The sequence below is a fragment of the Tsukamurella pseudospumae genome (genome assembly GCF_001575195.1).
In the GTDB taxonomy this organism is placed as follows: domain Bacteria; phylum Actinomycetota; class Actinomycetes; order Mycobacteriales; family Mycobacteriaceae; genus Tsukamurella; species Tsukamurella pseudospumae.
Map to the genome: position 1 here is coordinate 152,806 of NZ_LSRF01000033.1, position 20,671 is coordinate 173,476.

General features: G+C 71.7%; 18 protein-coding genes. 12 read left to right on the plus strand and 6 right to left on the minus strand.

What is annotated here, in order from left to right:
* Nucleotides 1–3 precede the first annotated feature (3 nt).
* Together fgd and AXK60_RS11240 are read right to left on the minus strand one after the other, a co-directional pair.
* Nucleotides 4–1,014 carry a glucose-6-phosphate dehydrogenase (coenzyme-F420) gene (gene fgd / locus AXK60_RS11235; protein WP_068571210.1) on the minus strand — a complete coding sequence of 337 codons (1,011 nt, stop codon included), beginning with the start codon at nucleotides 1,012–1,014 and terminating at the stop codon, nucleotides 4–6.
* A gap of 111 nt (nucleotides 1,015–1,125) precedes the next feature.
* Entirely contained in the window at nucleotides 1,126–2,043 is a 918-nt protein-coding gene (locus AXK60_RS11240; protein ID WP_068571211.1) for a SpoIID/LytB domain-containing protein, read from the minus strand.
* 288 nt (nucleotides 2,044–2,331) lie between these two features.
* Between AXK60_RS11240 and AXK60_RS11245 the strand changes: the two genes are divergently transcribed.
* From AXK60_RS11245 to AXK60_RS11255, 3 genes are all read left to right on the plus strand, one after another.
* Nucleotides 2,332–4,200, plus strand: a complete 1,869-nt coding sequence (locus AXK60_RS11245) for an ABC transporter ATP-binding protein (RefSeq protein WP_068571212.1) — start codon at nucleotides 2,332–2,334, stop codon at nucleotides 4,198–4,200.
* Between the two features lie 96 nt (nucleotides 4,201–4,296).
* Nucleotides 4,297–6,966: an ABC transporter ATP-binding protein/permease gene (locus tag AXK60_RS11250; RefSeq protein ID WP_068571213.1), complete on the plus strand. Its 2,670-nt coding sequence runs from the start codon at nucleotides 4,297–4,299 to the stop codon at nucleotides 6,964–6,966.
* On the plus strand, nucleotides 6,963–8,702 hold the full coding sequence (locus AXK60_RS11255; RefSeq protein WP_068571214.1) for an ABC transporter ATP-binding protein: 1,740 nt from the start codon (nucleotides 6,963–6,965) through the stop codon (nucleotides 8,700–8,702). Before AXK60_RS11250 ends, AXK60_RS11255 begins: the two co-directional genes overlap by 4 nt.
* Nucleotide 8,703: 1 nt before the next feature.
* Here AXK60_RS11255 and AXK60_RS11260 read toward each other — a convergent pair whose 3' ends face one another.
* Together AXK60_RS11260 and AXK60_RS11265 are read right to left on the minus strand one after the other, a co-directional pair.
* Complete coding sequence (locus AXK60_RS11260; RefSeq protein ID WP_068571215.1) at nucleotides 8,704–9,057, minus strand: VOC family protein; 354 nt, start codon at nucleotides 9,055–9,057, stop codon at nucleotides 8,704–8,706.
* Between the two features lies 1 nt (nucleotide 9,058).
* Complete coding sequence (locus tag AXK60_RS11265) at nucleotides 9,059–9,883, minus strand: MerR family transcriptional regulator (protein WP_175399999.1); 825 nt, start codon at nucleotides 9,881–9,883, stop codon at nucleotides 9,059–9,061.
* A 67-nt stretch (nucleotides 9,884–9,950) separates the two neighbouring features.
* Here AXK60_RS11265 and AXK60_RS26405 point away from each other — a divergent pair, with 67 nt between their 5' ends.
* From AXK60_RS26405 to AXK60_RS11305, 8 genes are all read left to right on the plus strand, one after another.
* The gene (locus AXK60_RS26405; protein ID WP_068571217.1) at nucleotides 9,951–10,442 is read left to right on the plus strand and encodes a nucleoside deaminase; all 492 of its coding nucleotides are present in this window, start codon (nucleotides 9,951–9,953) and stop codon (nucleotides 10,440–10,442) included.
* A complete protein-coding gene (locus AXK60_RS26410; protein WP_231855494.1) occupies nucleotides 10,439–11,128 on the plus strand; it encodes an ankyrin repeat domain-containing protein in 690 nt (229 codons plus the stop codon). The genes AXK60_RS26405 and AXK60_RS26410 overlap by 4 nt, the downstream gene beginning before the upstream one ends.
* 67 nt (nucleotides 11,129–11,195) lie before the next feature.
* A complete protein-coding gene (locus AXK60_RS11280) occupies nucleotides 11,196–12,002 on the plus strand; it encodes a class I SAM-dependent methyltransferase (protein ID WP_068571218.1) in 807 nt (268 codons plus the stop codon).
* On the plus strand, nucleotides 11,999–12,316 hold the full coding sequence (locus AXK60_RS11285; RefSeq protein WP_068571219.1) for a cupin domain-containing protein: 318 nt from the start codon (nucleotides 11,999–12,001) through the stop codon (nucleotides 12,314–12,316). Before AXK60_RS11280 ends, AXK60_RS11285 begins: the two co-directional genes overlap by 4 nt.
* 41 nt (nucleotides 12,317–12,357) lie before the next feature.
* Nucleotides 12,358–12,996, plus strand: a complete 639-nt coding sequence (locus AXK60_RS11290; RefSeq protein ID WP_068571220.1) for a helix-turn-helix transcriptional regulator — start codon at nucleotides 12,358–12,360, stop codon at nucleotides 12,994–12,996.
* A 94-nt stretch (nucleotides 12,997–13,090) separates the two neighbouring features.
* Nucleotides 13,091–13,555 carry an MTB12 C-terminal domain-containing protein gene (locus AXK60_RS11295; protein WP_068571221.1) on the plus strand — a complete coding sequence of 155 codons (465 nt, stop codon included), beginning with the start codon at nucleotides 13,091–13,093 and terminating at the stop codon, nucleotides 13,553–13,555.
* Entirely contained in the window at nucleotides 13,555–14,220 is a 666-nt protein-coding gene (locus AXK60_RS11300; protein ID WP_068571222.1) for an ABC transporter ATP-binding protein, read from the plus strand. Before AXK60_RS11295 ends, AXK60_RS11300 begins: the two co-directional genes overlap by 1 nt.
* The gene (locus AXK60_RS11305) at nucleotides 14,217–15,026 is read left to right on the plus strand and encodes a hypothetical protein (RefSeq protein WP_068571223.1); all 810 of its coding nucleotides are present in this window, start codon (nucleotides 14,217–14,219) and stop codon (nucleotides 15,024–15,026) included. The genes AXK60_RS11300 and AXK60_RS11305 overlap by 4 nt, the downstream gene beginning before the upstream one ends.
* On the opposite strand, the gene AXK60_RS11310 is transcribed toward AXK60_RS11305, so the two are convergent.
* Entirely contained in the window at nucleotides 15,003–15,581 is a 579-nt protein-coding gene (locus AXK60_RS11310) for a hypothetical protein (protein ID WP_068571224.1), read from the minus strand. The genes AXK60_RS11305 and AXK60_RS11310 overlap by 24 nt on opposite strands.
* Nucleotides 15,582–15,633: 52 nt before the next feature.
* Nucleotides 15,634–16,602, minus strand: a complete 969-nt coding sequence (locus AXK60_RS11315) for an alpha/beta hydrolase (protein ID WP_068571504.1) — start codon at nucleotides 16,600–16,602, stop codon at nucleotides 15,634–15,636.
* Nucleotides 16,603–16,753: 151 nt separating this feature from the next.
* On the opposite strand from AXK60_RS11315, the gene AXK60_RS11320 reads away from it, so the two are divergent.
* On the plus strand, nucleotides 16,754–20,662 hold the full coding sequence (locus AXK60_RS11320; protein WP_068571225.1) for a Pls/PosA family non-ribosomal peptide synthetase: 3,909 nt from the start codon (nucleotides 16,754–16,756) through the stop codon (nucleotides 20,660–20,662).
* Nucleotides 20,663–20,671: the final 9 nt, after the last annotated feature.

The window sequence follows — 20,671 nt, forward strand, 5'->3', positions numbered from 1 at the left end:
GGGTCAGCCGAGCGCGCGCAGGCGGGGCTCGAGATCGCGCTGGAAGTTGGTCAGGAACCGCCGCTGGTCGTGGCCGGGGGCGTGGAACACGAGGTGGTTCAGGCCCGCATCCACGTACTGCTTGACGGCGGCCACGGCCTCGTCGGGATCCGAGGAGACGATCCAGCGCTTGGCGACCTGCTCGATCGGCAGCTCGTCGGCGAGGCGCTCCATCTCGGCGCTCGAGTTCACCGAGTGCTTCTGCTCCGCAGTGAGCGAGAGCGGCGCCCAGAAGCGCGTGTTCTCCAGCGCCAGTTCGGGATCCGGGTCGTAGCTGATCTTGATCTCGATCATCTTGTCGAGCGCGCCGAAGTCGCGCCCCCCGAGGCCCGCCCCCTCCTGAGCGGCGGGGATGAGCTTGTCGGTGTAGAGCTCCATGCCCTTGCCGGAGGTGCAGATCATGCCGTCGCCCACGCGGCCCGCGTACTTGGCCACGACAGGTCCGCCCGCGGCGATGTAGACCGGCACGGGGCGCTCCGGAATGTCGAAGAGGACGGCGTCCTTGGTGTGGTAGTACTCGCCCTCGAAGTTCGTGATCTCACCCGACCACAGTTCGCGCATGAGGCGGACGGACTCGCGCAGCCGCGCGAACCGCTCCTTGAACTCGGGCCACTCGCCCTGGAAACCGGTGGCGTACTCGTTGAGCGCCTCGCCGGTTCCCGCGCCCAGGAAGATGCGGTCCGGGTACATGCACGCCATGCTCGCGAAGGCCTGCGCGATCACCGCGGGGTTGTACCGGAAGGTCGGGGTCATCACCGAGGTACCGATCTTCACGCGCTCGGTGCGCTCGCCCACCGCCGCCATCCACGCCAGGGAGAACGGGGCGTGCCCGCCGTTCACCCGCCACGGCTGGAAGTGGTCGCTCACCGCGACCGAGTCCATGCCCGCGGCCTCCGCCGCGACCGCGATCTCCACCAACTCGCGGGGCCCGAACTGCTCCGCCGATGCCTTGTACCCGAGCTGCAACTTCGCCATACGGTTCAGCCTACTGGGAACGGTCCCCGCGTCCACGGCGCTCGGGGCACACGCCTGACGACGATCGGTACCGGAGCCCGACGGTGCCGACCGCGACGGTTCCGCCCCGGATCACCGGACGGGGTCGACCGCCGGATCGTCCGCACGGGAGGCGCCGTACTCGGTCTCGTAGACGCGGCCGTTCTGGGCCATGACCAGACCGCTCGTGCTGGACACGGCGGCGTCGGTGCGCGGATCCTCCTTGTCGATCCCGCCGTACACCTGCGAGCCCTGCGTGTCGTCGAACTCCTCGCCCCGCGCGGCGCCGCGCACGAGGGCGTAGGACCGGGCGGCGATGGCCTGGGCCTGCAGCGCGGCGGTACCGCCCTGATCCGCCCAGCCCGGCGAGTTCTCGACCGGAACCACGCTGCGCACGTAGTCCTCGATGCCGACGACGTTGATCACGCCATCGGGCCGGGCCGTGAGCCGCCCCCGGTAGCCGGCGTTGCTGCCGCAGAACCGCAGCACCTGGTTCGGGGCGAGGGACTGGTCGTTCGTCAACGGGCTGACGGTGGCGTCGGGCACCTCGAGCGTCCCGAGCACCTGCCCGCCGCAGCCCGAGCGCACCGTCGCCGTGGTCCCGCTGATGCTGACCGCCTGGCCGGGGGCCAGGGACTTCCCCGCGATCATGCCGCCCGCGGGGGCGACGACGTCGAGTCGACTCTGGTTGGTCAGCCGGACGGTGATCGGCAGGCCCGTGTTGACCCGCCCGAGCGTGGTGCCGGGGTAGTACTTGGCCAGGATCTGCTCGGCGTTCCAGCCCTGCTTGGCGTACGTGAGCGCGCCCAGCTGGCTCATACCGCGGCCGTGGCCGCCGGCGCCACCCGGTGCGGTGTCGTTGGGCCCGTCGACCAGCGTGGTCGCAGGCAGTTCGCCCGATCCGACTAGCGCCCCGCCGATGAGCAGTGCGGGCGCTACCGCGACCAGCGCCGCGCGGGTCGCCAGGGCACGCGGAGAGCGACGGGGGCCTCCGTCGATCCACACGGGCATGGTCTCTCCTGACGGTCGACTGCGAGACAGATGTGAATATTGTGACTAATGCGATTACTGAGACTCATGTATTCGTCCCAGGATGTCAAGGGCACTCCTTGCCGCAGCACAGTCCACCGCCCCCCGCAGATATCCCCGGACGCCCCGCGGATACCCGCCGCGACCGGGGATATCTACGGGGAGCAAGGGTGTCTGCCGCCTCGTTCAGCGCCGCGTCGGCCCGGCCGGTTTCGCGGGGAGCGAAAAGGGGTGGACATGAAGGTAACTTGAGGTCCTAGCCTTGCATGCATGAGCATGGAATCGGTCGCGTGGAGCACGCTGTATCAGGGGAACCGGTCGCTCGATGCACCGTCGAGGCGTCCGAGCGAGACATTGCGGCGGATGGGCCCGTTCGCCCGACCGCACCGCTGGCGGCTCACGTGGTTCCTCCTTCTCTCGATCGTCTCGGCGCTCCTGGCGGTGGCGACGCCGCTGCTCGCGGGCAAGGTCGTCGACCGGATCGTGGGCGGCGGACCGACCAGCACCGTCGTCGAGCTCGCGATCCTCATCGCGGTGATCGCCCTCGTGGGTGCCGGCGTGGACCTGCTCTCCCGCTGGTTCTCGAGCCGCATCGGGGAGGGCCTGATCTACCAGCTGCGGACCGCCGTCTTCGACCACGTCCAGACGATGCCCGTGGCCTTCTTCACCCGCACCCGCACCGGCGCCCTGGTGAGCCGGCTCAACAACGACGTGCTGGGCGCGCAACGCGCATTCTCGGACACCCTGGCCGGCGTCGTCACCAACATCGTCACGCTCGCGCTGACGCTCGGCGTCATGCTCAGCATCTCGTGGCAGATCACGCTCCTCGCGCTCGTGCTCCTGCCGGTGTTCATCGTCCCGTCGCGCAGCATGGGCGTGCGGATCGCGGCCATGTCGCGGCGCGCGGCCCGGCACAACGCGTCCATGAGCGACCAGATGACCGAGCGCTTCTCCGCGCCCGGCGCCACCCTCGTCAAGCTGTACGGCCGGCCCGAGATCGAATCGCACGAGTTCGCCTGGCGTGCCGCGGCCGTCCGCGACATCGGCGTCCGCACCGCGATGGCTCGGATGACCTTCGTGACCATGCTGACGCTGGTCAGCTCCCTCGCGCTGGCCCTCGTCTACGGCCTCGGCGGCTTCTACGCCCTCCGCGGCGAGCTGCAGGCCGGCGCCGTGGTCGCGCTCGCACTGCTCCTCACCCGTCTGTACGTTCCGCTCACCGCGCTCGCCAACGCCCGGGTCGAAGTGATGACCGCTCTGGTCTCCTTCGAGCGCGTCTTCGAGGTGCTCGACCTCGAACCCATGGTCCGCGACGCCCCGGATGCGCACACCGTCGGCAAGGGCCCCACCCGACTGCGCTTCGAGAACGTCGACTTCGCGTACCCGTCGGCCGACAAGGTCTCGCTCGCCTCACTGGAGGAGGTCGCGCAGCTGGACACCCGCGGCGGCGAGACGGTGCTGCACGACGTGTCCTTCACAGCCGCACCGGGTTCCATGGTCGCGCTGGTGGGCAGCTCGGGCGCCGGCAAGTCGACGATCGCGCAGCTCGCGACCCGGCTGTACGACCCGGATCGCGGGGCGATCACGCTGAACGGCACCGACCTGCGCGACATCACCGCCCGGAGCCTGCACGGCACCGTCGGCCTCGTGACGCAGGACGGGCACCTGTTCCACGACAGCATCCGAGCGAACCTGCTGCTCGCGAACCCGGACGCGTCCGACGCCGAGGTCCACGACGCGCTCCGCCGCGCCCGGCTCGACGACCTCGTCGAGCACCTGCCCGACGGGCTCGACACCGTCGTCGGTGAGCGGGGCTACCGACTCTCCGGGGGCGAGCGGCAGCGGCTGACCATCGCGCGCCTGCTCCTCGCGCAGCCCTCGGTCGTGATCCTCGACGAGGCCACCGCGCACCTCGATTCGACCTCGGAGGCGGCGGTACAGGCGGCGCTCGGCGAGGCCCTGGCCGACCGGACATCGCTGGTGATCGCGCACCGGTTGTCCACGATCCGCGCCGCCGACGAGATCCTGGTGCTGGAGGCCGGGCGCATCGTCGAACGGGGAACGCACGAGACCCTGCTCGCGCAGGGCGGGCGGTACGCGGAGCTCTACCGCACCCAGTTCGCCGATCAGGCGGCCTGAGCCGTCGACGAAGAACCGAGCTTAGGCTAACCTCTAGCCGATGGCCTCGACGCCCCGACGCACCCGCGCCCGGGCGCGTGGCGGGAGGGCGGCGAGATGGCACGCGGGTTCAGTGGGGCGGTCATGCGGGCGTTCGGCGCGCAGGACTACGCGATCACGGTGGTGGACAAGGAGCAGCGCACCGCGCACTGCATCCGGATCCGGTTCCACTCCGACACGCTCTTCGACGTCGTCTCGGACGGACCCACGTCCTGGATCCGCTGCTGGTTCCCCGACGACTCGGGCAAGGAGTTCCAGCGCGCGTACACCTTCTCCGAGGTCGACGCCGCCTCCGGCCGGTTCGCCCTCGACTTCGTGCTGCACGAGCCGGCGGGCCCCGCGTCGAACTGGGCGCGCGCCGCGCAGCCCGGCGACGAGCTGGCCGTGAACTACATGAGCTCGGTACCGCTCGAGATCCCGGAGGAGAATCCGCCCGCCGGCTACCTGCTGATCGGCGACTCGGCATCGGTTCCCGCCATCAACACGATCATCGCCGCGATGCCGCCCGAGATCCCCGTCGAGGTCTATCTGGAGGAGCACGAGCCCGCCGACCGCGAGCTGCCGTTGGGCGCGCACCCCCGGCTCCGGGTGCACTGGGTGCACCGCGCGGGAACGCACTCGCTCGCCGACGCCCTCGAGGCGCGCGACTGGTCGAACTGGTACGCGTGGGCGGGACCGGAGCAGAACTCGCTCAAGCTCATTCGCGCGCGACTCAAGGAGTTCGGCTTCCCGCGCTCCGAGACGCACGCCCTCGCCTACTGGTCGCAGGGCAAGGCCATGGGCAAGGAGCGCGCCCCCGAGACTCCCGAGTCCGACGGTGCCGCAGCACCCGCCGTGCCCGACGGCACGGCATCACCGGCCGGGCCCGACGGCGCCGCCCCCGGGCCCGGGATGCCGGCGCCGGCCACCGGGGCCGACGGTGCCGCCGCCCGTCCTGAGCCGGAGCGCGGGGCACCGTCGAAAACCACTCCCCCGCAGGGCCGCTGGCGCGCGGCCGGCGCGGGACGACTGCTCGCACCGCTCAAGCGCACGCTGATCCTGGCCGGGGCGGCGCAGGCCGTCGTGACGCTGCTGCAGTTCGCGCCCTACCTGCTGCTCATCGAGCTGGGCCGCCGACTGTTGGACGGCGCACCCGCGTCGGACCTGTGGTCGGTCGGCGTGCTGGCGATCGTGCTGCTGGGCGTCGGCACTCTCCTCGAATCGGCACTCATGCTGTGGCTGCACGCCGTCGACGCGCGCTTCTCGCGGGACCTGCGCGGCAGCCTGCTCGGCAAGTTGGCGCGGCTGCCGCTGGGTTGGTTCTCCGCGCGGAGCTCCGGCGGTGTCAAGACGCTGATCCAGGACAACACGCTCGCCCTGCACTACCTCGTCACGCACGCGACGCTCGACGCCGTCTCGGCGGTCGTCGCGCCCATCGCCGTGCTGGTCTACCTGTTCACGGTGGACTGGGGCATCGCCCTGTTCCTCCTCCTGCCGGTCCTCGGGTACGTGATCACCATGTACCGCATGGTGATCGCTTCGTCGGCGCAGATCCCGCAGCATCAGGCCTGGGTCGACAGGATGGGCGGCGAGGCCGGCGCCTACCTCGACGCACAACCCGTGATCCGGGTGTTCGGCGGCGTGCTCGCCTCCGGCTTCCAGCGGAACCTGGACGGCTACATCGATTTCCTCTCCGGCTGGCAGCGCCCCTTCGTGCGCACCAAGACCGTCATGGACATCGTGACGCGGCCGACCACGTTCCTGTGGGTGATCGCCACCGCCGGAACACTCTTCGTCATCCAGGGCTGGACCCGGCCCGTCGACCTGCTGCCCTTCCTGCTCCTCGGCGCGACCTTCGGGGTCCGCCTGCTGGGGATCGGCTACGGCCTCAGCGGGCTGCGTGCGGGCATGATCGCGGCCCGCGACCTGCAGACGGTCCTCGACGAGCCGGAGCTGGCGACCCGCGCACCGTCGGACGACGGTGCCGTGACGGCCGCGCCCGGCGCGGTGGAGGTCCGGGGCGTGACCTTCGGATACCGACCGGACGTGCCGGTGCTGCACGACATCTCGATGAGTCTGGCGCCGGGCACGGTGACCGCGCTGGTCGGGCCCTCGGGCTCGGGCAAGTCGACGCTCGCTGCTCTGCTCGCCCGGTTCCACGACGTCGACGCCGGCACGATCACCGTCGGCGGCCGCGACATCGCGACCATGCCGGCCGACGAGCTGTACGCCCGCCTCGGATTCGTGCTGCAGCAGACCCAGCTCGTGGTGGGAACGGTCGCCGAGAACATCGCGTTGGCGGTTCCCGACGCCACGCAGCAGCGCATCGAGGAGGCGGCCCGCGCGGCGAACATCCACGAGCGGATCCTGCGCATGCCCCAGGGCTACGACACCCCGCTCGGACGGGATCCCGCGCTGTCCGGCGGTGAGCGACAACGCCTCACGATCGCCCGGGCGATCCTCGCCGACGCCCCGGTCCTCGTACTCGACGAGGCGACGGCGTTCGCCGACCCCGAATCCGAGTACCTCGTACAGGAGTCGCTGAGCCGACTCGCCGCGGGCCGCACGGTGCTCGTCATCGCGCACCGCCTGCACACCGTCGTCGACGCCGACGCGATCGTCGTGCTCGACGGGGGCCGGATCGTCGAGAGCGGCACGCACGACGATCTGCTCGCCGCGGGCGGCGCCTACCGCTCGCTCTGGGACGCGGCGCGACCCGCGGCACCGTCGATGGGAGAGACCCGATGATCCGCACACTGCTCGCCCTCCTCCCCCGCGACCGCCGTCCGCTCGTGGTGCGCTTCCTGGTGCTCGCGATCGTCTCGGTCGCCGCTCGTGCCGCCGGGGTGGTGCTGCTGATCCCGCTGCTCACGGCCCTCTTCGAGGGCCGGAACTCCGATGCCCTCGGGTGGCTCGGCGCGCTCACCGCGGCCGCCGTCCTCGGCTGGATCATCGACGCCGCGACCTCGCGCGCCGCCTACGAGCTCGGCTTCGACACACTGAACAGCGCGCAACACGCCGTCGCCGAACGCCTCTCGCGGATCCGCCTCACCTGGTTCGGCACGGACAACGTCGCCACGGCCCGACAGGCGATCGCGGCGACCGGACCCGATCTGGTCGGCCTCGTCATCTACCTGGTGCTACCGCTGCTCACGGCACTGCTCCTGCCCGTCGCGATCGGCCTGGCGCTGTTCCCGATCGCATGGCAACTCGGCCTGGTCGCCCTGGCCGGAGTGCCGCTGCTGCTCGGCGCACTGTGGGCGGGCGGCGCGATCAGCCGTCGGGCCGACCATGTCGCCGACGAGGCGAACGCGCTGCTCGGCGAGCGGGTCGTCGAGTTCGCGCGGACCCAACAGGCGCTGCGTGTCTCCCGTCGGGTCGAACCGGAGCGCAGCCTCGCCGGCGAGGCGCTGCTCCGCCAGCACGGCGCGACCATGCGGCTGCTCCTCCTCCAGGTACCCGGGCAGATCGTCTTCGGCATCGCCGGGCAGATCGCGCTCTTCGCTCTCGCGGGCACCACCGCCGCTCTCACCCTGCGCGGCGATCTCACCGCACCCGCGGCCGTCGCCCTCATCGTGGTGGCGGTGCGCTACCTCGAGCCCTTCACCACGCTGGGCCTCCTCTCGGGTGGCCTGGAGACGACCCGCCTGACCATGCGCCGGATCAAGGCGGTACTGGACGGTCCCATCGCACCGTCGGGCGCCGCGACCCGCACGATCGACGGTGCGCCCCGCATCGAGTTCCGAGGTGTCACCTTCCATTACGACGATCCCGAGCACCCGGTGCTCAGCGACCTGGACCTCGTGCTCGAGGCGGGCTCGACCACCGCGATCATCGGGGCTTCAGGCTCGGGCAAGAGCACGATCCTCGGCCTCCTCGCCGGACTGTTCGAACCGGTGTCCGGCCGGATCCTGGTCGACGGTGCCGATGTCGCGGACCTCGATCTCACCTCACGTCGGGCGCTCACCAGCGTGGTCTTCCAACAACCCCATCTGGTGGCGGGCACCGTCGCCGAGAACGTCCGTGCCGGTGACCCCGAGGCATCGCCGGAGCGCGTCGCGGCGGCCACGGCGCTCGCCCGCGTCGACGAGCTGGTCGAACGGATCCCCGGCGGCCTCGACGCGCGCGTCGGCGAGGCCGGGAGCGCGCTGTCGGGCGGCGAACGCCAGCGGGTGAGCATCGCCCGCGCTTTGCTCAAGCCCGCCCCGATCCTGCTCATCGACGAGGCGACGAGCGCGCTCGACAACGTCAACGAACGCGCTGTCGTCGACGCGCTGTCCGCGGACGCGACCGCCCGGACCCGGGTGATCGTGGCGCACCGTCGGGCGGGGATCCGGCGGGCCGACCGCGTGATCGTGCTCGACGACGGACGGATCGTCGAGTCCGGAACACCGGACGAGTTGCTCGCCGCCGACGGACCGTTCGCGCGGTTCTGGCGCGCTCAGGACTCCGCAGCGGCATGGCGGCTCACCGACGCGCACTGAATCACCCCTGGGCGATGCAGAATTCGTTGCCCTCCGGATCCGTCAGCACGGTCCACTGCACGCCCCACTCGTCGTGGTCGCGCAGGTGAGTCGCGCCCAGCGCCAGGACCCGGGCGACCTCGGCGGCCCGGTCGTCGGCGTGCAGGTCCAGGTGCATGCGGTTCTTGACCGTCTTGCCCTCGGGCACCGCGAGGAACATCATCCGCGGCAGCACGGGATTCTGATATCCGACGGTGCGCATGAAGGCGTTGCCGTCGTTCTCGTCCACGGGCACTCCGAGCGCCTGCGACCAGAACGCCGCCTGCCCGGCGACATCGGCACAGTCGAGGTTGATCATCTGCACGGTCAGGGCCATGTCATTTCTCCTTCGTCGCGGTGGCCAGGACCGGCCACCAGATCTCGGTGCGCAGGTCCGCGGGGTCCGCGGCGGCGCAGGGGTCCACGAGGTAGCGCTCGATGATCGCCCCGCGCGCGTCGGTCGCGTTGCGGGCGACCCAGGCGCCGAGCTGGCCGTAGGTCTCGTCGAACCGCTCGTACGAACCGTGGTGCACGGCGACGGCGCACAGCGCGCGGCCCAGCCGCCGGTTGCTCACCCGCCCCGTCACGGAACCGGGGCCCGAGACGGGGATCATCGCCGACACGTGCTCGACCTCGCCGACCTGCGACGGGTACTCGGCGAGCGAGGGCCCTGTCACCGTCAGGCCCGCGGCGGCCGCGCACGCCTCCAACTCGGTGTAGGCGGCGTCGAGGAACTCGGGGAGCCGCGTGTGCTCGACCTCCGCAGCGATCTCCAGGACGTCGATCGCGTCGAACCCGCGGAGATGCGTCGGGGTGTGCGCGACCGGGGCCGTCGCGTCCTGCAGCGCGACGATGGCGCGCTCCAGGTCGGCGCGGCGCGCCCGTAGCGTCGCCTCGTGCTCCGTGAGGACCTCGCGGGTGATGTCCGGGTCGCGCGCCTCCAGCACCCGGGCCACGGCCACGAGCGGTAACTCCAGGTCACGCAGCCGGGTGAGCACCGCGGCGTCGTGCACCCGCGCGGCGTCGTAGTGCCGGTACCCCGTCGCTGGGTCGATCGCGGCGGGCACCAGCACGCCCTGCTCGTGGTAGCGCCGCAACTGCTTGACGGAGAGCAACGTTGCGCGCGAGAACATCCCGATCGACATGAGGCCCGATGTGGTCACGGGTCGAGTATGGGCTCTCCCCCCGAGGGGAGGGTCAAGACCGGCATCTCGGACTACGGTCGAAGCCATGTCCCACACTGCCCCGCTCCCAGAGGATCTCCCCCATCTGCGACGTTGCGTCGACCTCGCCCGCGCCGCCCTCGACGACGGCGACGAGCCCTTCGGCTCGGTGCTGACCTACGGCGGCGAGATCGTCTTCGAGGATCGCAACCGGGTGGCCGGCGGGGACGCCACGCGGCACCCCGAGTTCGAGATCGCCCGCTGGGCCGCAGAGCACCTCACGCCCGTGGAACGCGCGGACGCCGTCACCTACACCTCCGGCGAGCACTGCGCGATGTGCAGCGCCGCGCACGCCTGGGTGGGGCTCGGTCGCATCGTCTACGCGGGGAGCACCGAGCAGTTGGTCGGCTGGCAGGCGGAATCGGGCGTGCCGCCCGCGCCCGTCGCGCCGCTGCCCATCGGCGCGGTCGCGCCGGGCGTCCCCGTCGCCGGCCCGGAGCCGTCCCTCGCCGCCGAACTGCGCGCGCTGCACGCCCGGTCCGCCGGGATCGAATCGTGAAGCGACTCGGCCTGTTCTGCGCGGCGGCGCTCCTCGTCGGGTGCGCCACCCCGGAACCCGCGGCACCGTCGTCGACGGTGCGCCCCGCCCCGAGCCCGGAGGCGACCCGGGCGCTCGTGAGCGCCGTGACCACGGGCGACCTCGCCGCGACTCGGGCGGCCATCGCCGCCGGCGCGGACCTCGAGGTCCGGATCACCCGCGCCCGCACGGCGCTGGTCGCCGCGACGAAAACCGGGCACACGCAGATCGCACTGGCCCTGCTCGATGCCGGCGCGGACCCGAACACCAAGGACGACATCCAGGACTCCGCGTACCTGTACGCGGGCGCGGAGGGGATGACCGAGATCCTGGCGTCGACGCTGAGGCACGGCGCAGATGTGCGCAGCCTCAACCGCTACCGCGGGACTGCGCTCATCCCGGCCTGCGAGCACGGGCACGTCGAGAACGTGAAGCTGCTCATCGCCGCCGGCGTGGACGTGGACCACGTGAACGGCTCGGGATGGACCTGCCTGCTGGAGGCCGTGATCCTCGGCAACGGCGACGACGCCCACGTCGAGACGGTCCGCCTGGTGCTCGACGCGGGCGCGCGCCCCGGTCTCGCGGACCGCGACGGCGTCACCGCGAGGCAGCACGCAGTGAACCGGGGGCAGACCGCCGTGGTCGCCGAGATCGACCGGCGCCGCTGAGAAGATATTGGCAAGGCTCCCCTATTTAATGCAATACTCTCCGGTAAATACCGAGAGAGGCGGCGCGATGCCCGAACCCACCAACGAACTCCCGCTGCACGCCCGCAGGACCGAGGATCTGCCCGGGCACTGGCTGCTCGCGCGCCTCGGCAAGCGGGTGCTCCGGCCCGGCGGCCGGAAGATGACCGAGGACCTGCTCACCGACGCGAGCCTGCGGGGCGCCGACGTGGTCGAGCTGGCTCCCGGTCTGGGCAAGACCGCCGCCGAGATCGTGGGCCGCTCCCCCGCGTCGTACATCGGTGTCGAATCCGACCCCGCCGCGGCGGACTGGACAGGCGCGGCGGTGGGCAGCGGCGGCCGCGTCGTCGTCGCGGAGGCTCAGGCCACCGGCCTCGACGCAGCCAGCGCCGACGTGGTGATCGGCGAGGCGATGCTCACGATGCAGACCGAGCGCGGAAAGAAGGAGATCGCCGACGAGGCGCACCGCGTACTCCGCCCCGGCGGCCGCTACGCGATCCACGAGCTCGCGCTGCACCCCGACACGCTGCCGGACGAGACCAAGACCGAGATCCGCAAGGCCCTCGCCCGGTCGATCAAGGTGAACGCGCGGCCGCTCACCGAGGACGAGTGGCGGGCGACGCTCGACCGGTCGGGCTTCGACGTCGAGGTCGTCCGGTTCGCGCCGATGGCGCTGCTCGAGCCCCGGCGCGTGATCGCCGACGAGGGCGTCGTGCGGACCCTGCGGTTCGTGGGCAACGTCCTGCGCGACGGCGCGGCGCGCAAGCGCATCCTGGCGATGCGCACGGTGTTCACCCGGCACAAGGCCAACCTGGCCGCGATCGAGATCGTCGCCGTGAAGCGGGCGGAGGCGTGAGCGCGGGCTGGGCCGAGGTCGACGGGCTCGCCGAGGGGACCCCGAAGGCCGGCGACGCCCCCGATGTGAAGCTGCGGCAGCGCACCGACGCCGCACGCATCATCCAGATCACCTTCGCCGCAGGCCAGAGCATGCCCGGGCACAGCGCGCCCCGGCCGATCGTGCTCCTCGGGCAACGCGGCACCGTCACCGTCGAGATCGACGGCGACGTGGTCGCTCTCGAGCCCGGGCGGGCGGTCCAGATCGACGAGCGCGTCCCACACTCCCTCACCGCGGTCACCGCCGCCGACGTCACCCTCATACTGGTGGGGTGAGCGCCCGGGCCCCGGGCGAGAGAGTCCGGGAGGTCATGCGCATGGAGTCGGCGGGACGCGGCGGGGTGCTGACACTCGTGCGCACGAGGGGCCCGATGACCGCCACGGAGGTCGCCGACGCGCTCGACGTCCACGTGAGCACGGCCCGGTTCCACCTGACCAAACTGGTGGAGTCCGGCCTGGTCGAGACCGCCCCGGACAAGCGGCGCACCGTCGGCCGGCCGCGCGTCACCTATGCCGCCCGCCCGCAGGCGCCCACCGGAGAGCTCCTCGGACTGCTCCTCGCGCAGCTCGGGCCCACGCCCGAGCTCCGGGAGCGGGCGGCGGCCGACGCCGGCCGACTGTGGGCCGCGTCGCGCGCCGTCGTCGCGCCGTCCGACGGCCTGCCGGACCCCACGGCCGTCGCGGGCGCGATCCTGCGCGCCCTCGGCTTCGAGATCGAGTCCACGACCAGCGCGTTCGGCACGCATACGCTGCAGATCTGCGCGTGCCCGCTGCAGAGCCTGGCGAGCGGCTCCCCCGAGGTCGCACGCGGGGTGGTCCGCGGCGCCGTCGAGCAGGCGCTGGCGATCGCCTCTCCTTCGCTCGGCTCGCAGTACGTGGTGCGCGTGCAGCCGGATCCCCACGGCGACTGCGCGATCGGCGTCCGCCTGGCCCCGATGGCGACCCACAGCGTGTGATCGACATCTCCACAAGGCGAGCCTTGCCTAAATTATTTGAATGAGTCAGACTCCTTTTTATCCGGGCGGCCGTCGCCCGGTAAGAGAGGAACCGATGCCGACCATCCGCCCGCGCACCGTCGCCGCCACGCTCCTGGCCCTCAGCGCGCTCGTGCCCGCCGCTCCCGCCCTGGCCGCCCCCGGCGCCGGATTCCGCGTCACCTCGGAGAATCCCACCGCGGCCGAGCTGAACGACCTGGTGCAGTTCATCGTCACGACACCCGCCAGCGACGCCGACAAGGCCGCCAACGTCGAGGGCGGCATGTCCTCGGTCGTCGTGCCCCGCACCGTCTACACCCTGGGCCTGTTCCGCGCGCCGCGCGGCTCCAGCGAGGTGACGGGCCCGCTGGCGCGCAACGGCGATCGGGTCACCGGGAACCTGACAGCGAGCTCGGTCGGCATCCCCACCGTCCGGATGAAGGTCGACTTCGTCCGCGAGGGCGGCAACTGGAAGCTCGCCTCGAGCTCGATGTGCGAGGGCGTCAAGGCCGTCGGCCTGCCCATCTTCTGCAACGCCTGATGATCTCGGTCCACGAGCTGCGGGTGCACCGCGCCCGGCGCCCGGTCCTGCAGGGCGTCACGCTCGCCGTCCCCGACGGTGCCGTGACCTACCTGCTCGGACGCAACGGTGCCGGCAAGTCGACATTGCTCCGTGCCATCGCCGGCCTCGTCCGTCCCAGCGCCGGCACCGTCGACCCGGGCGGCGACATCGGCCTGCACCTGGGCCCGGACACCGCCGATCCCGGGCACACCGTGCGCCGCCACCTGCGCTGGATCGCCGCGGGTTCGGGGTGCCCGCGGGCACGCGTGGACGACGTGCTCGGCGAGGCCGGCCTCGACGGGGCGGCCGACACCAGAATCGGTGCCCTGTCCCTGGGCTGGCGACAGCGCGTCGCGGTCGCTGCGGCCCTACTCCCCGGCGCGGGCACCGTCGTCTTCGACGAACCCCTCAACGGCCTCGACATCGACGCGGCACTGTGGTTTCGCGACGTCCTCGCAGACCTCACCGACCGCGGCGCGAGCGTGCTCGTCGCGACGCACCACCTCGACGAGGCGCTGCGCACCGGCGACCGGCTCGCGGTGCTCGCGGGCGGGCGCATCGTCGGGGAGCACCTCCCGTCGGACTTCGCCGACGGAGCCTCCCTCGAGGCCGCGTACCTGCGCATGATCGGCGAGTCCGCGTGACGGCGCTCGCGATCGCCGCCCGCGCGGAGGTCGTGCGTATCGGCGGGCTGCGCGGCGCGGGCGCGGCGCTGCTGACCCTCGCGATCGTGGGCCCGGCCGCGGTGACCGTGGCAGTCGCGGCGCTGGCGGAACATGTCTCACGGATCGCGTCGTCCGTCCAGGTCACAGCGGTCTCGACGACGAATTCCGCGTACTGGCTGCTGTCACTGACTCCGGTGGCGTGCTGCGCAGTCGCGGCGTACGCCGCGGCGGGCTCGGCGCGCCGGGAGTGGGACCACTTCCTGATCCCGAACCCGGCCGTCGGAGCCGGGGCCCGGTGGCTGGTGTTCGGCGGGTTCGCCGCAGCCGCGACCGCGGGCCCGACCGCGGTCGCCCTCGCCGCGCTGCCACTCGCCTTCCCTCGTGTCTACGGCGACGTGCGATTGGCGAGCGCCACGGGTGTGCGGATGGTCCTGGTGGGCGGCATCACGGCGTTCCTCCTCGTCGGCGCCGCGATCGGCGTCGCGCTCCTGCTCCGGCACCCGATCGCGGCCATGGTCACCGTCGTCGGATGGGCCGAGATCGTCGAGCCGGGCATCGCGCTGATCCCCGGTGCCGCGAGCGCCCAGCGGTACATGCCCTTCCTCAACGCCGTGTACGCGAGCGGGCAGGATCTGATCTTCGCCCCGCCCTGGTCGCCCAACGGAGCCGTCACGTACCTCGTCGTGCTGTGTCTGGTCCTCCTCACCGTCGGACTCGTCGGAGACGGGCGGCTGCGGCCACGATCAGTCCGGCGAATCCGATCAGGCCCGACGAACCCGGCGTAGTGCCGCCACCGCGAGGCCGAACCCGACGATCAGCACCGCGACCACCGGAAGCGACCACCACGATTGCGTGGCGGTGAGCAGCCAGGACATCGGCGGGCCGGGCAAGCGGTGCTCCTCGGCACCCGGACCGGGCGGCGTTCCCGTGAAGTCCGGGGCGTCGGAGCGGCCGAAGACCGCGTTGGCGCACGTCGGATACTCCCAGCGCGGACCGCCACGCTCGACGACCATGCGAATCGTCTGCCCGTCCTGGAACTCGCTGCCACACGAGGAGTTGGTCGCAGCCTCCGCCCGGATGACGGTGACCCGCTCCGGCGGCGCGCCGTACATCGAGGTCACTCGCACCTGCAGATCCACATATCGCGAACCCACCTGTTGCTTCTCGACCACGCCGCGAACGACGACCAGATCAGTCGGAATCGGCTCGTTCGGCGCGTAGCCGCAGCTGCAGGCGGACGCGGTTCCGGCCGGCCCCGGCAGCACCACTCCGATACCGAGAACCGCGAGCACCGCGGCCGCCGCCGTCGCGAGCACGCGAACGATCGATTGCCGAGTCATACCCGGAGTTTACGATGAAGAACCCTCGGTGCGCTTCTGTTCGCGCGCCTGATCAGGCGGCGTCGCTGCGCGCGCCGTCCGCCTCCGCCTCGGTCAGCTGCGCGGAGAGGAAGGCCACCGCGGTCTTGTACGCGGCCCAGGACTCGGGGGTCAGGCCCGCGCTCACGACGAAGGCGTGTACCTGAGCGTCGTAGAGGTGCACCTCGTTCTCGATGCCCGCGCGGTCCAGCGACGCGTGCAGCTCCAGCGAATCCAGTTCGAGGGCCTCGCGGCTCGCCGCGAACAGGATGGTGGGTGGGAAGTACCGCGCGGTCGCGTCGGTCGTCATGTTCTGCGGACCACGCAGCGGCTCCGGGCCGCGCCCGAGCACCATCCGCAGCTTGCGGATCTTGCCGAGCGGCAGCATCGCGTCGTGCCGCGACGACCGGGGCAGCTCCGCGCTGATGTCGAGGAAGGGCGAGAACCCGGCGAACGCCGTCGGGCCCTGGATGCCGGCCTCGCCGGCGTACTCGACGACCTTCGCGCAGACGAAGCCGCCGGCGGAGTCGCCCGCCACGACGATCCTGTCGAAGTCACCGGAGTCCAGCAGCTCGCGGTAGGCCGCGAATCCGTCGGCCACGGACGTCCCGACGCCGCCATCGGGGTATTGGCGGTACTCGACGTTGTAGACGGGCACCCGCAGGCCACGGGCCAGCAGCGCCGCGATGCGTCGATGGGTGTCCAGTCCGCAGCCGATGAACGCGCCGCCGTGGAAGTAGATCAGCGCGGCGCGCGGGTGGGGGTCCGCGTCACCGTCGGGGACGATCCGCTCGGTCGGCACGCCGCCGAGGGTGACCTTCTCGATCCGCACGCCCCGCACCGAGTTCGGCACCCGACTCAGATAGGGATCGAAGGCGCGCAGGATCGGCAGCGTGCGGTCGCTCATCGGGAACACCCGGAACAGCGTCTTCATCACGATCCGCACGAACCACAGCACGATCAGCGCGCGCACACTGCGGCCTCGATGGGCGACGACGGCCATCGCGATCACTCCTTGTTACTGGCCGGTAATCAATACGCCCATAGTAGCGCCGGAAGCCCCTGCTGCAGGATTCCTGTGACCTGACACAATCAACGCGAAGTTCTGTGCTCTCTGTCGTCCCCGTTCTCTTAACCGGAGGAAGTCGGCCACCGTGGTCCCGCACGAGATCCCCCCGCAGTACCTGCTCTCCGCGCTCGCCCCCGAGCCCCGCACCCTGATCGACATCCTCAGGGCGTCGGTCGACGAGCATCCCGAGGCGCCCGCGATCGACGACGGTGACGTCGTCCTCACCTACTCCGAGCTGTGGGAGGAGGTCCTCGAGGGTGCCGACTTCCTCGGACGCAGCGGCGTCGCAGCGGGCGACCGCGTCGGCATCCGCATGCCCTCCGGGCACCGCTCGCTCTACGTCGCGATCCTCTCGACGATCGCGGCCGGCTGCGCCTACGTCCCCGTCGATGCCGACGACCCGCAGGAACGCGCCGACCTCGTCTTCGGCGAGGCCGTCGCCGCCGCGATCTTCACCGGCGACGGCCTCTGGCGCGCACCGTCGACCAAAGAACGGGCGGCCGCGATCGAGGCCGGCACCGCCGAGCCCGGCAACCGCCTGCCGACGCCCGACGACGACTCCTGGATCATCTTCACCTCCGGTTCGACGGGCACCCCCAAGGGTGTGGCCGTCACGAACCGCAACTCGGCGGCCTTCGTCGACGCCGAGGCACGGCTCTTCCTGCAGGCCGAGCCCCTCAAGCCCGGCGACCGCGTGCTCGCCGGACTGTCCGTGGCCTTCGACGCCTCCTGCGAGGAGATGTGGCTCGCCTGGCGCCACGGCGCCTGTCTGGTCCCCGCCCCGCGCTCGCTGGTGCGCTCGGGCATGGACCTCGGGCCCTGGCTCGTCTCCCGCGACATCTCCGTGGTGTCGACGGTGCCGACCCTGGCCGCGATGTGGCCCGCAGAGGCACTCGAAGCCGTCCGCCTGCTGATCTTCGGCGGCGAGGCCTGCCCGCCCGAGCTGGCGCAGCGGCTCGCGGTCGACGGCCGCGAGGTGTGGAACACCTACGGTCCGACCGAGGCCACCGTCGTCGCGTGCGCCGCCCCGCTCGACGGGCAGGGCCCCGTCCGGATCGGCCTGCCGCTGCAGGGCTGGGACCTGGCCGTCGTCGATCCGGCGACGGGGCTGCCCGTCGCGGTCGGCGAATCCGGCGAGCTCGTGATCGGCGGTGTGGGCCTGGCCCGCTACCTCGATCCGGCCAAGGACGCCGAGAAGTACGCGCCGATGGAGACCCTCGGGTGGGATCGCGCGTACCGTTCCGGCGATCTCGTGCGGCTCGAGCTCGAGGGGCTGTTGTTCGAGGGCCGCGCCGACGACCAGGTGAAGGTCGGCGGTCGGCGCATCGAACTCGGCGAGGTCGACACGGCGCTACAGAACCTGCCGGGCGTGTCCGGCGCGGCCGCCGCGGTGCGGAAGAACTCGGCCGGTACGTCGATGCTCGTCGGCTACCTCGCGTCGACGGACCCCGACTTCGATCTCAAGGCGGCCCGCGAGCTGCTGTCGAAGGAGCTCCCCGCGGCGCTGGTGCCGCGGCTCGCGCTGATGGACGAGCTGCCCACCCGCACCTCGGGCAAGGTCGACCGCAACGCGCTCCCCTGGCCGCTCCCCGGCTCCGACGACACCGACACGGGCGACCTCGCCGGCACCGCGGCGTGGGTCGCGGAGCGCTGGGCCGGCATCCTCGGCGCGTCGATCACGAGCGAGGACGCCGATTTCTTCGCCGAGGGCGGCGGGTCGCTCAGTGCGGCGCAACTGGTCACGGCACTGCGCGAGCAGTACCCGTCGATCACGGTCGCCGATCTCTACGACCACCCCCGGCTCGGATCCCTGGCCGCGTACCTGGAGTCGCTGCGGCCCGCGGAGGTCGCGGAGCCGCGCGAGGTGCGGCCCACGCCGCGGTCGACGGGGCTCGCGCAGATCGTGCTGTCGGTCCCGCTCACCACCCTGACGGGCCTGCAGTGGCTCACCTGGATGGCCATCGCGAACAACGTCTTCGCGTGGGCCACCGGCTCGACGCTGCTGCCCACGCTGAACTGGTGGGCCGTACTCGTGCTGTTCCTGGTGTTCATCACGCCGATCGGGCGGATGACGCTGTCCGTGATCGCGTGCCGCCTGCTGCTGGGCGGGCTTCAGCCGGGCGTCTACCGCCGCGGCGGCCCGGAGCACCTGCGACTGTGGATCGCCGAGCGGTTCACCGCCGCGTCCGGCGCCGAGAACCTCTCCGGCGCACCGTGGATGATCTACTACGCCCGCGCGCTGGGCGCGACGATCGGCCGCGGCGTGGACCTGCACGCCCTGCCGCCCGTGACCGGCATGCTCGAGTTGGGCGACTACGCGTCCGTCGAGCCGGAGGTCGACCTCGCCGGGCACTACCTCGACGGCGACGAGCTGCACATCGGCGAGATCAGCATCGGCGAGGAGGCGTCCGTCGGGGCGCGGTCCACGCTGCTGCCGGGCGCGAAGGTCGGCAAGCGCGCCGAGATCGGTCCGGGCTCGGCGGTGTTCGGCAAGGTCAAGGCGAAGCAGCACTGGGCGGGTTCGCCCGCGGAGAAGATCGGCAAGGCCGAGCACCCGTGGCCCGCGGAACACCCGCCGCGCAAGCCCTTCTGGGTGTGGGTCTACGGCGTCAGCTCGGTGCTGCTCGCCGGACTGCCGATGGTCGCGATCGCCGCGGGCCTCGCGCTGATCGGCTGGTTCGTCCGGGACGACGCCTACCTCAAGGAGGCCGCGCTGCACGGGCTGGCGGTGCTGCCGATCGCCGTCCTCATCTCGCTCACGGTCTACGCGCTGCTCACCCTGATCGCCGTGCGGCTGCTCGCGATCGGGATGAAGCCCGGCTACCACGCGGTCCGCAGCCGCGTCGGCTGGCAGGTGTGGGCCACTGAACGGCTCATGGACGCCGCGCGCACCTTCCTGTTCCCGCTGTACGCCTCGCTGCTGACGCCGATCTGGTTCCGCATGCTCGGCACCAAGGTGGGCAAGGACGCCGAGATCTCCACGGCGATGGTGATCCCCAAGTTCACGACGATCGGCGACGGTTCCTTCCTCGCCGACGACACCATGGTCGGCAGCTACGAGCTCGGTGGCGGCTGGATGCGCATCGATGAGGCCAAGATCGGCAAGCGCGCCTTCCTCGGCAACTCGGGGATGACGGGCCCGGGTCGGCGCGTCCCCAAGGACGGCCTGGTGGCCGTGCTGAGCGCCACCCCGTCGAAGGCGAAGAGCGGCAGTTCCTGGCTCGGCTCTCCTCCGGTCCGCCTGCGCCGCACCGCCGGCAACACCGACTCGACCTTCACGTACAACCCGTCGCTCGGCCTGCGCATGGCCCGTGGATCCGTCGAGACGGCGCGCCTGCTCGCGGTGTTCGTCAGCTTCGGCCTCGGCCTGGCGACGCTGGTCGCGTTGAACTACTTCGCGCACAACGTGGGCTGGTGGCTCGCGGCGCTGCTCTCGGGCGTGACGCTGCTGGTGGCCGGCGCGATCGCGTGCTGCGTCGCCGCCGCGGCGAAGTGGCTGGTGGTCGGGCGGATCGGCCGCGAAGAGCACCCGCTGTGGTCGTCCTTCGTCTGGCGCAACGAACTGTCCGACGCGTTCGTCGAGTGCGTCGCCGCCCCGTGGTTCGCGCACGCCGCGACCGGCACGCCGATCCTCAACCTGTGGCTGCGCATGCTCGGCGCGAAGATCGGCCGCGGTGTGTGGTGCGAGACCTATTGGCTGCCCGAAGCCGACCTGGTGACCCTCGGCGACGCCGCCACCGTCTCGCGGGGCTGCGTCGTGCAGACGCACCTGTTCCACGACCGGATCATGGCGATGGACACCGTCGTCCTCGGCAAGGGCGCCACGCTCGGCCCCCACTGCGTCGCTCTGCCCGCGTCGTCCGTCGGCGACGGTGCCACTGTCGGCCCCGCCTCTCTGGTGATGCGCGGCGACTCCGTTCCGGCGAACACCAAGTGGCAGGGCAATCCGATCTCGCCGTGGATCTTCAACTCGGGCAAGCGCAAGCGCGACTGACCGGTCCCG

Excerpts from the sequence above, each read along its gene's own strand:
- AXK60_RS11250 (WP_068571213.1), top strand. The coding sequence starts at position 4,297 with ATGGCACGCGGGTTCAGTGGGGCGGTCATGCGGGCGTTCGGCGCGCAG.
- AXK60_RS11300 (WP_068571222.1), top strand. The coding sequence starts at position 13,555 with ATGATCTCGGTCCACGAGCTGCGGGTGCACCGCGCCCGGCGCCCGGTC.
- AXK60_RS11295 (WP_068571221.1), top strand. The coding sequence starts at position 13,091 with ATGCCGACCATCCGCCCGCGCACCGTCGCCGCCACGCTCCTGGCCCTC.
- AXK60_RS11255 (WP_068571214.1), top strand. The coding sequence starts at position 6,963 with ATGATCCGCACACTGCTCGCCCTCCTCCCCCGCGACCGCCGTCCGCTC.
- AXK60_RS11310 (WP_068571224.1), bottom strand. The coding sequence starts at position 15,581 with ATGACTCGGCAATCGATCGTTCGCGTGCTCGCGACGGCGGCGGCCGCG.
- AXK60_RS26405 (WP_068571217.1), top strand. The coding sequence starts at position 9,951 with ATGTCCCACACTGCCCCGCTCCCAGAGGATCTCCCCCATCTGCGACGT.
- fgd (WP_068571210.1), bottom strand. The coding sequence starts at position 1,014 with ATGGCGAAGTTGCAGCTCGGGTACAAGGCATCGGCGGAGCAGTTCGGG.
- AXK60_RS11315 (WP_068571504.1), bottom strand. The coding sequence starts at position 16,602 with ATGGCCGTCGTCGCCCATCGAGGCCGCAGTGTGCGCGCGCTGATCGTG.
- AXK60_RS11260 (WP_068571215.1), bottom strand. The coding sequence starts at position 9,057 with ATGGCCCTGACCGTGCAGATGATCAACCTCGACTGTGCCGATGTCGCC.
- AXK60_RS11245 (WP_068571212.1), top strand. The coding sequence starts at position 2,332 with ATGAGCATGGAATCGGTCGCGTGGAGCACGCTGTATCAGGGGAACCGG.
- AXK60_RS11290 (WP_068571220.1), top strand. The coding sequence starts at position 12,358 with ATGGAGTCGGCGGGACGCGGCGGGGTGCTGACACTCGTGCGCACGAGG.
- AXK60_RS11280 (WP_068571218.1), top strand. The coding sequence starts at position 11,196 with ATGCCCGAACCCACCAACGAACTCCCGCTGCACGCCCGCAGGACCGAG.
- AXK60_RS11240 (WP_068571211.1), bottom strand. The coding sequence starts at position 2,043 with ATGCCCGTGTGGATCGACGGAGGCCCCCGTCGCTCTCCGCGTGCCCTG.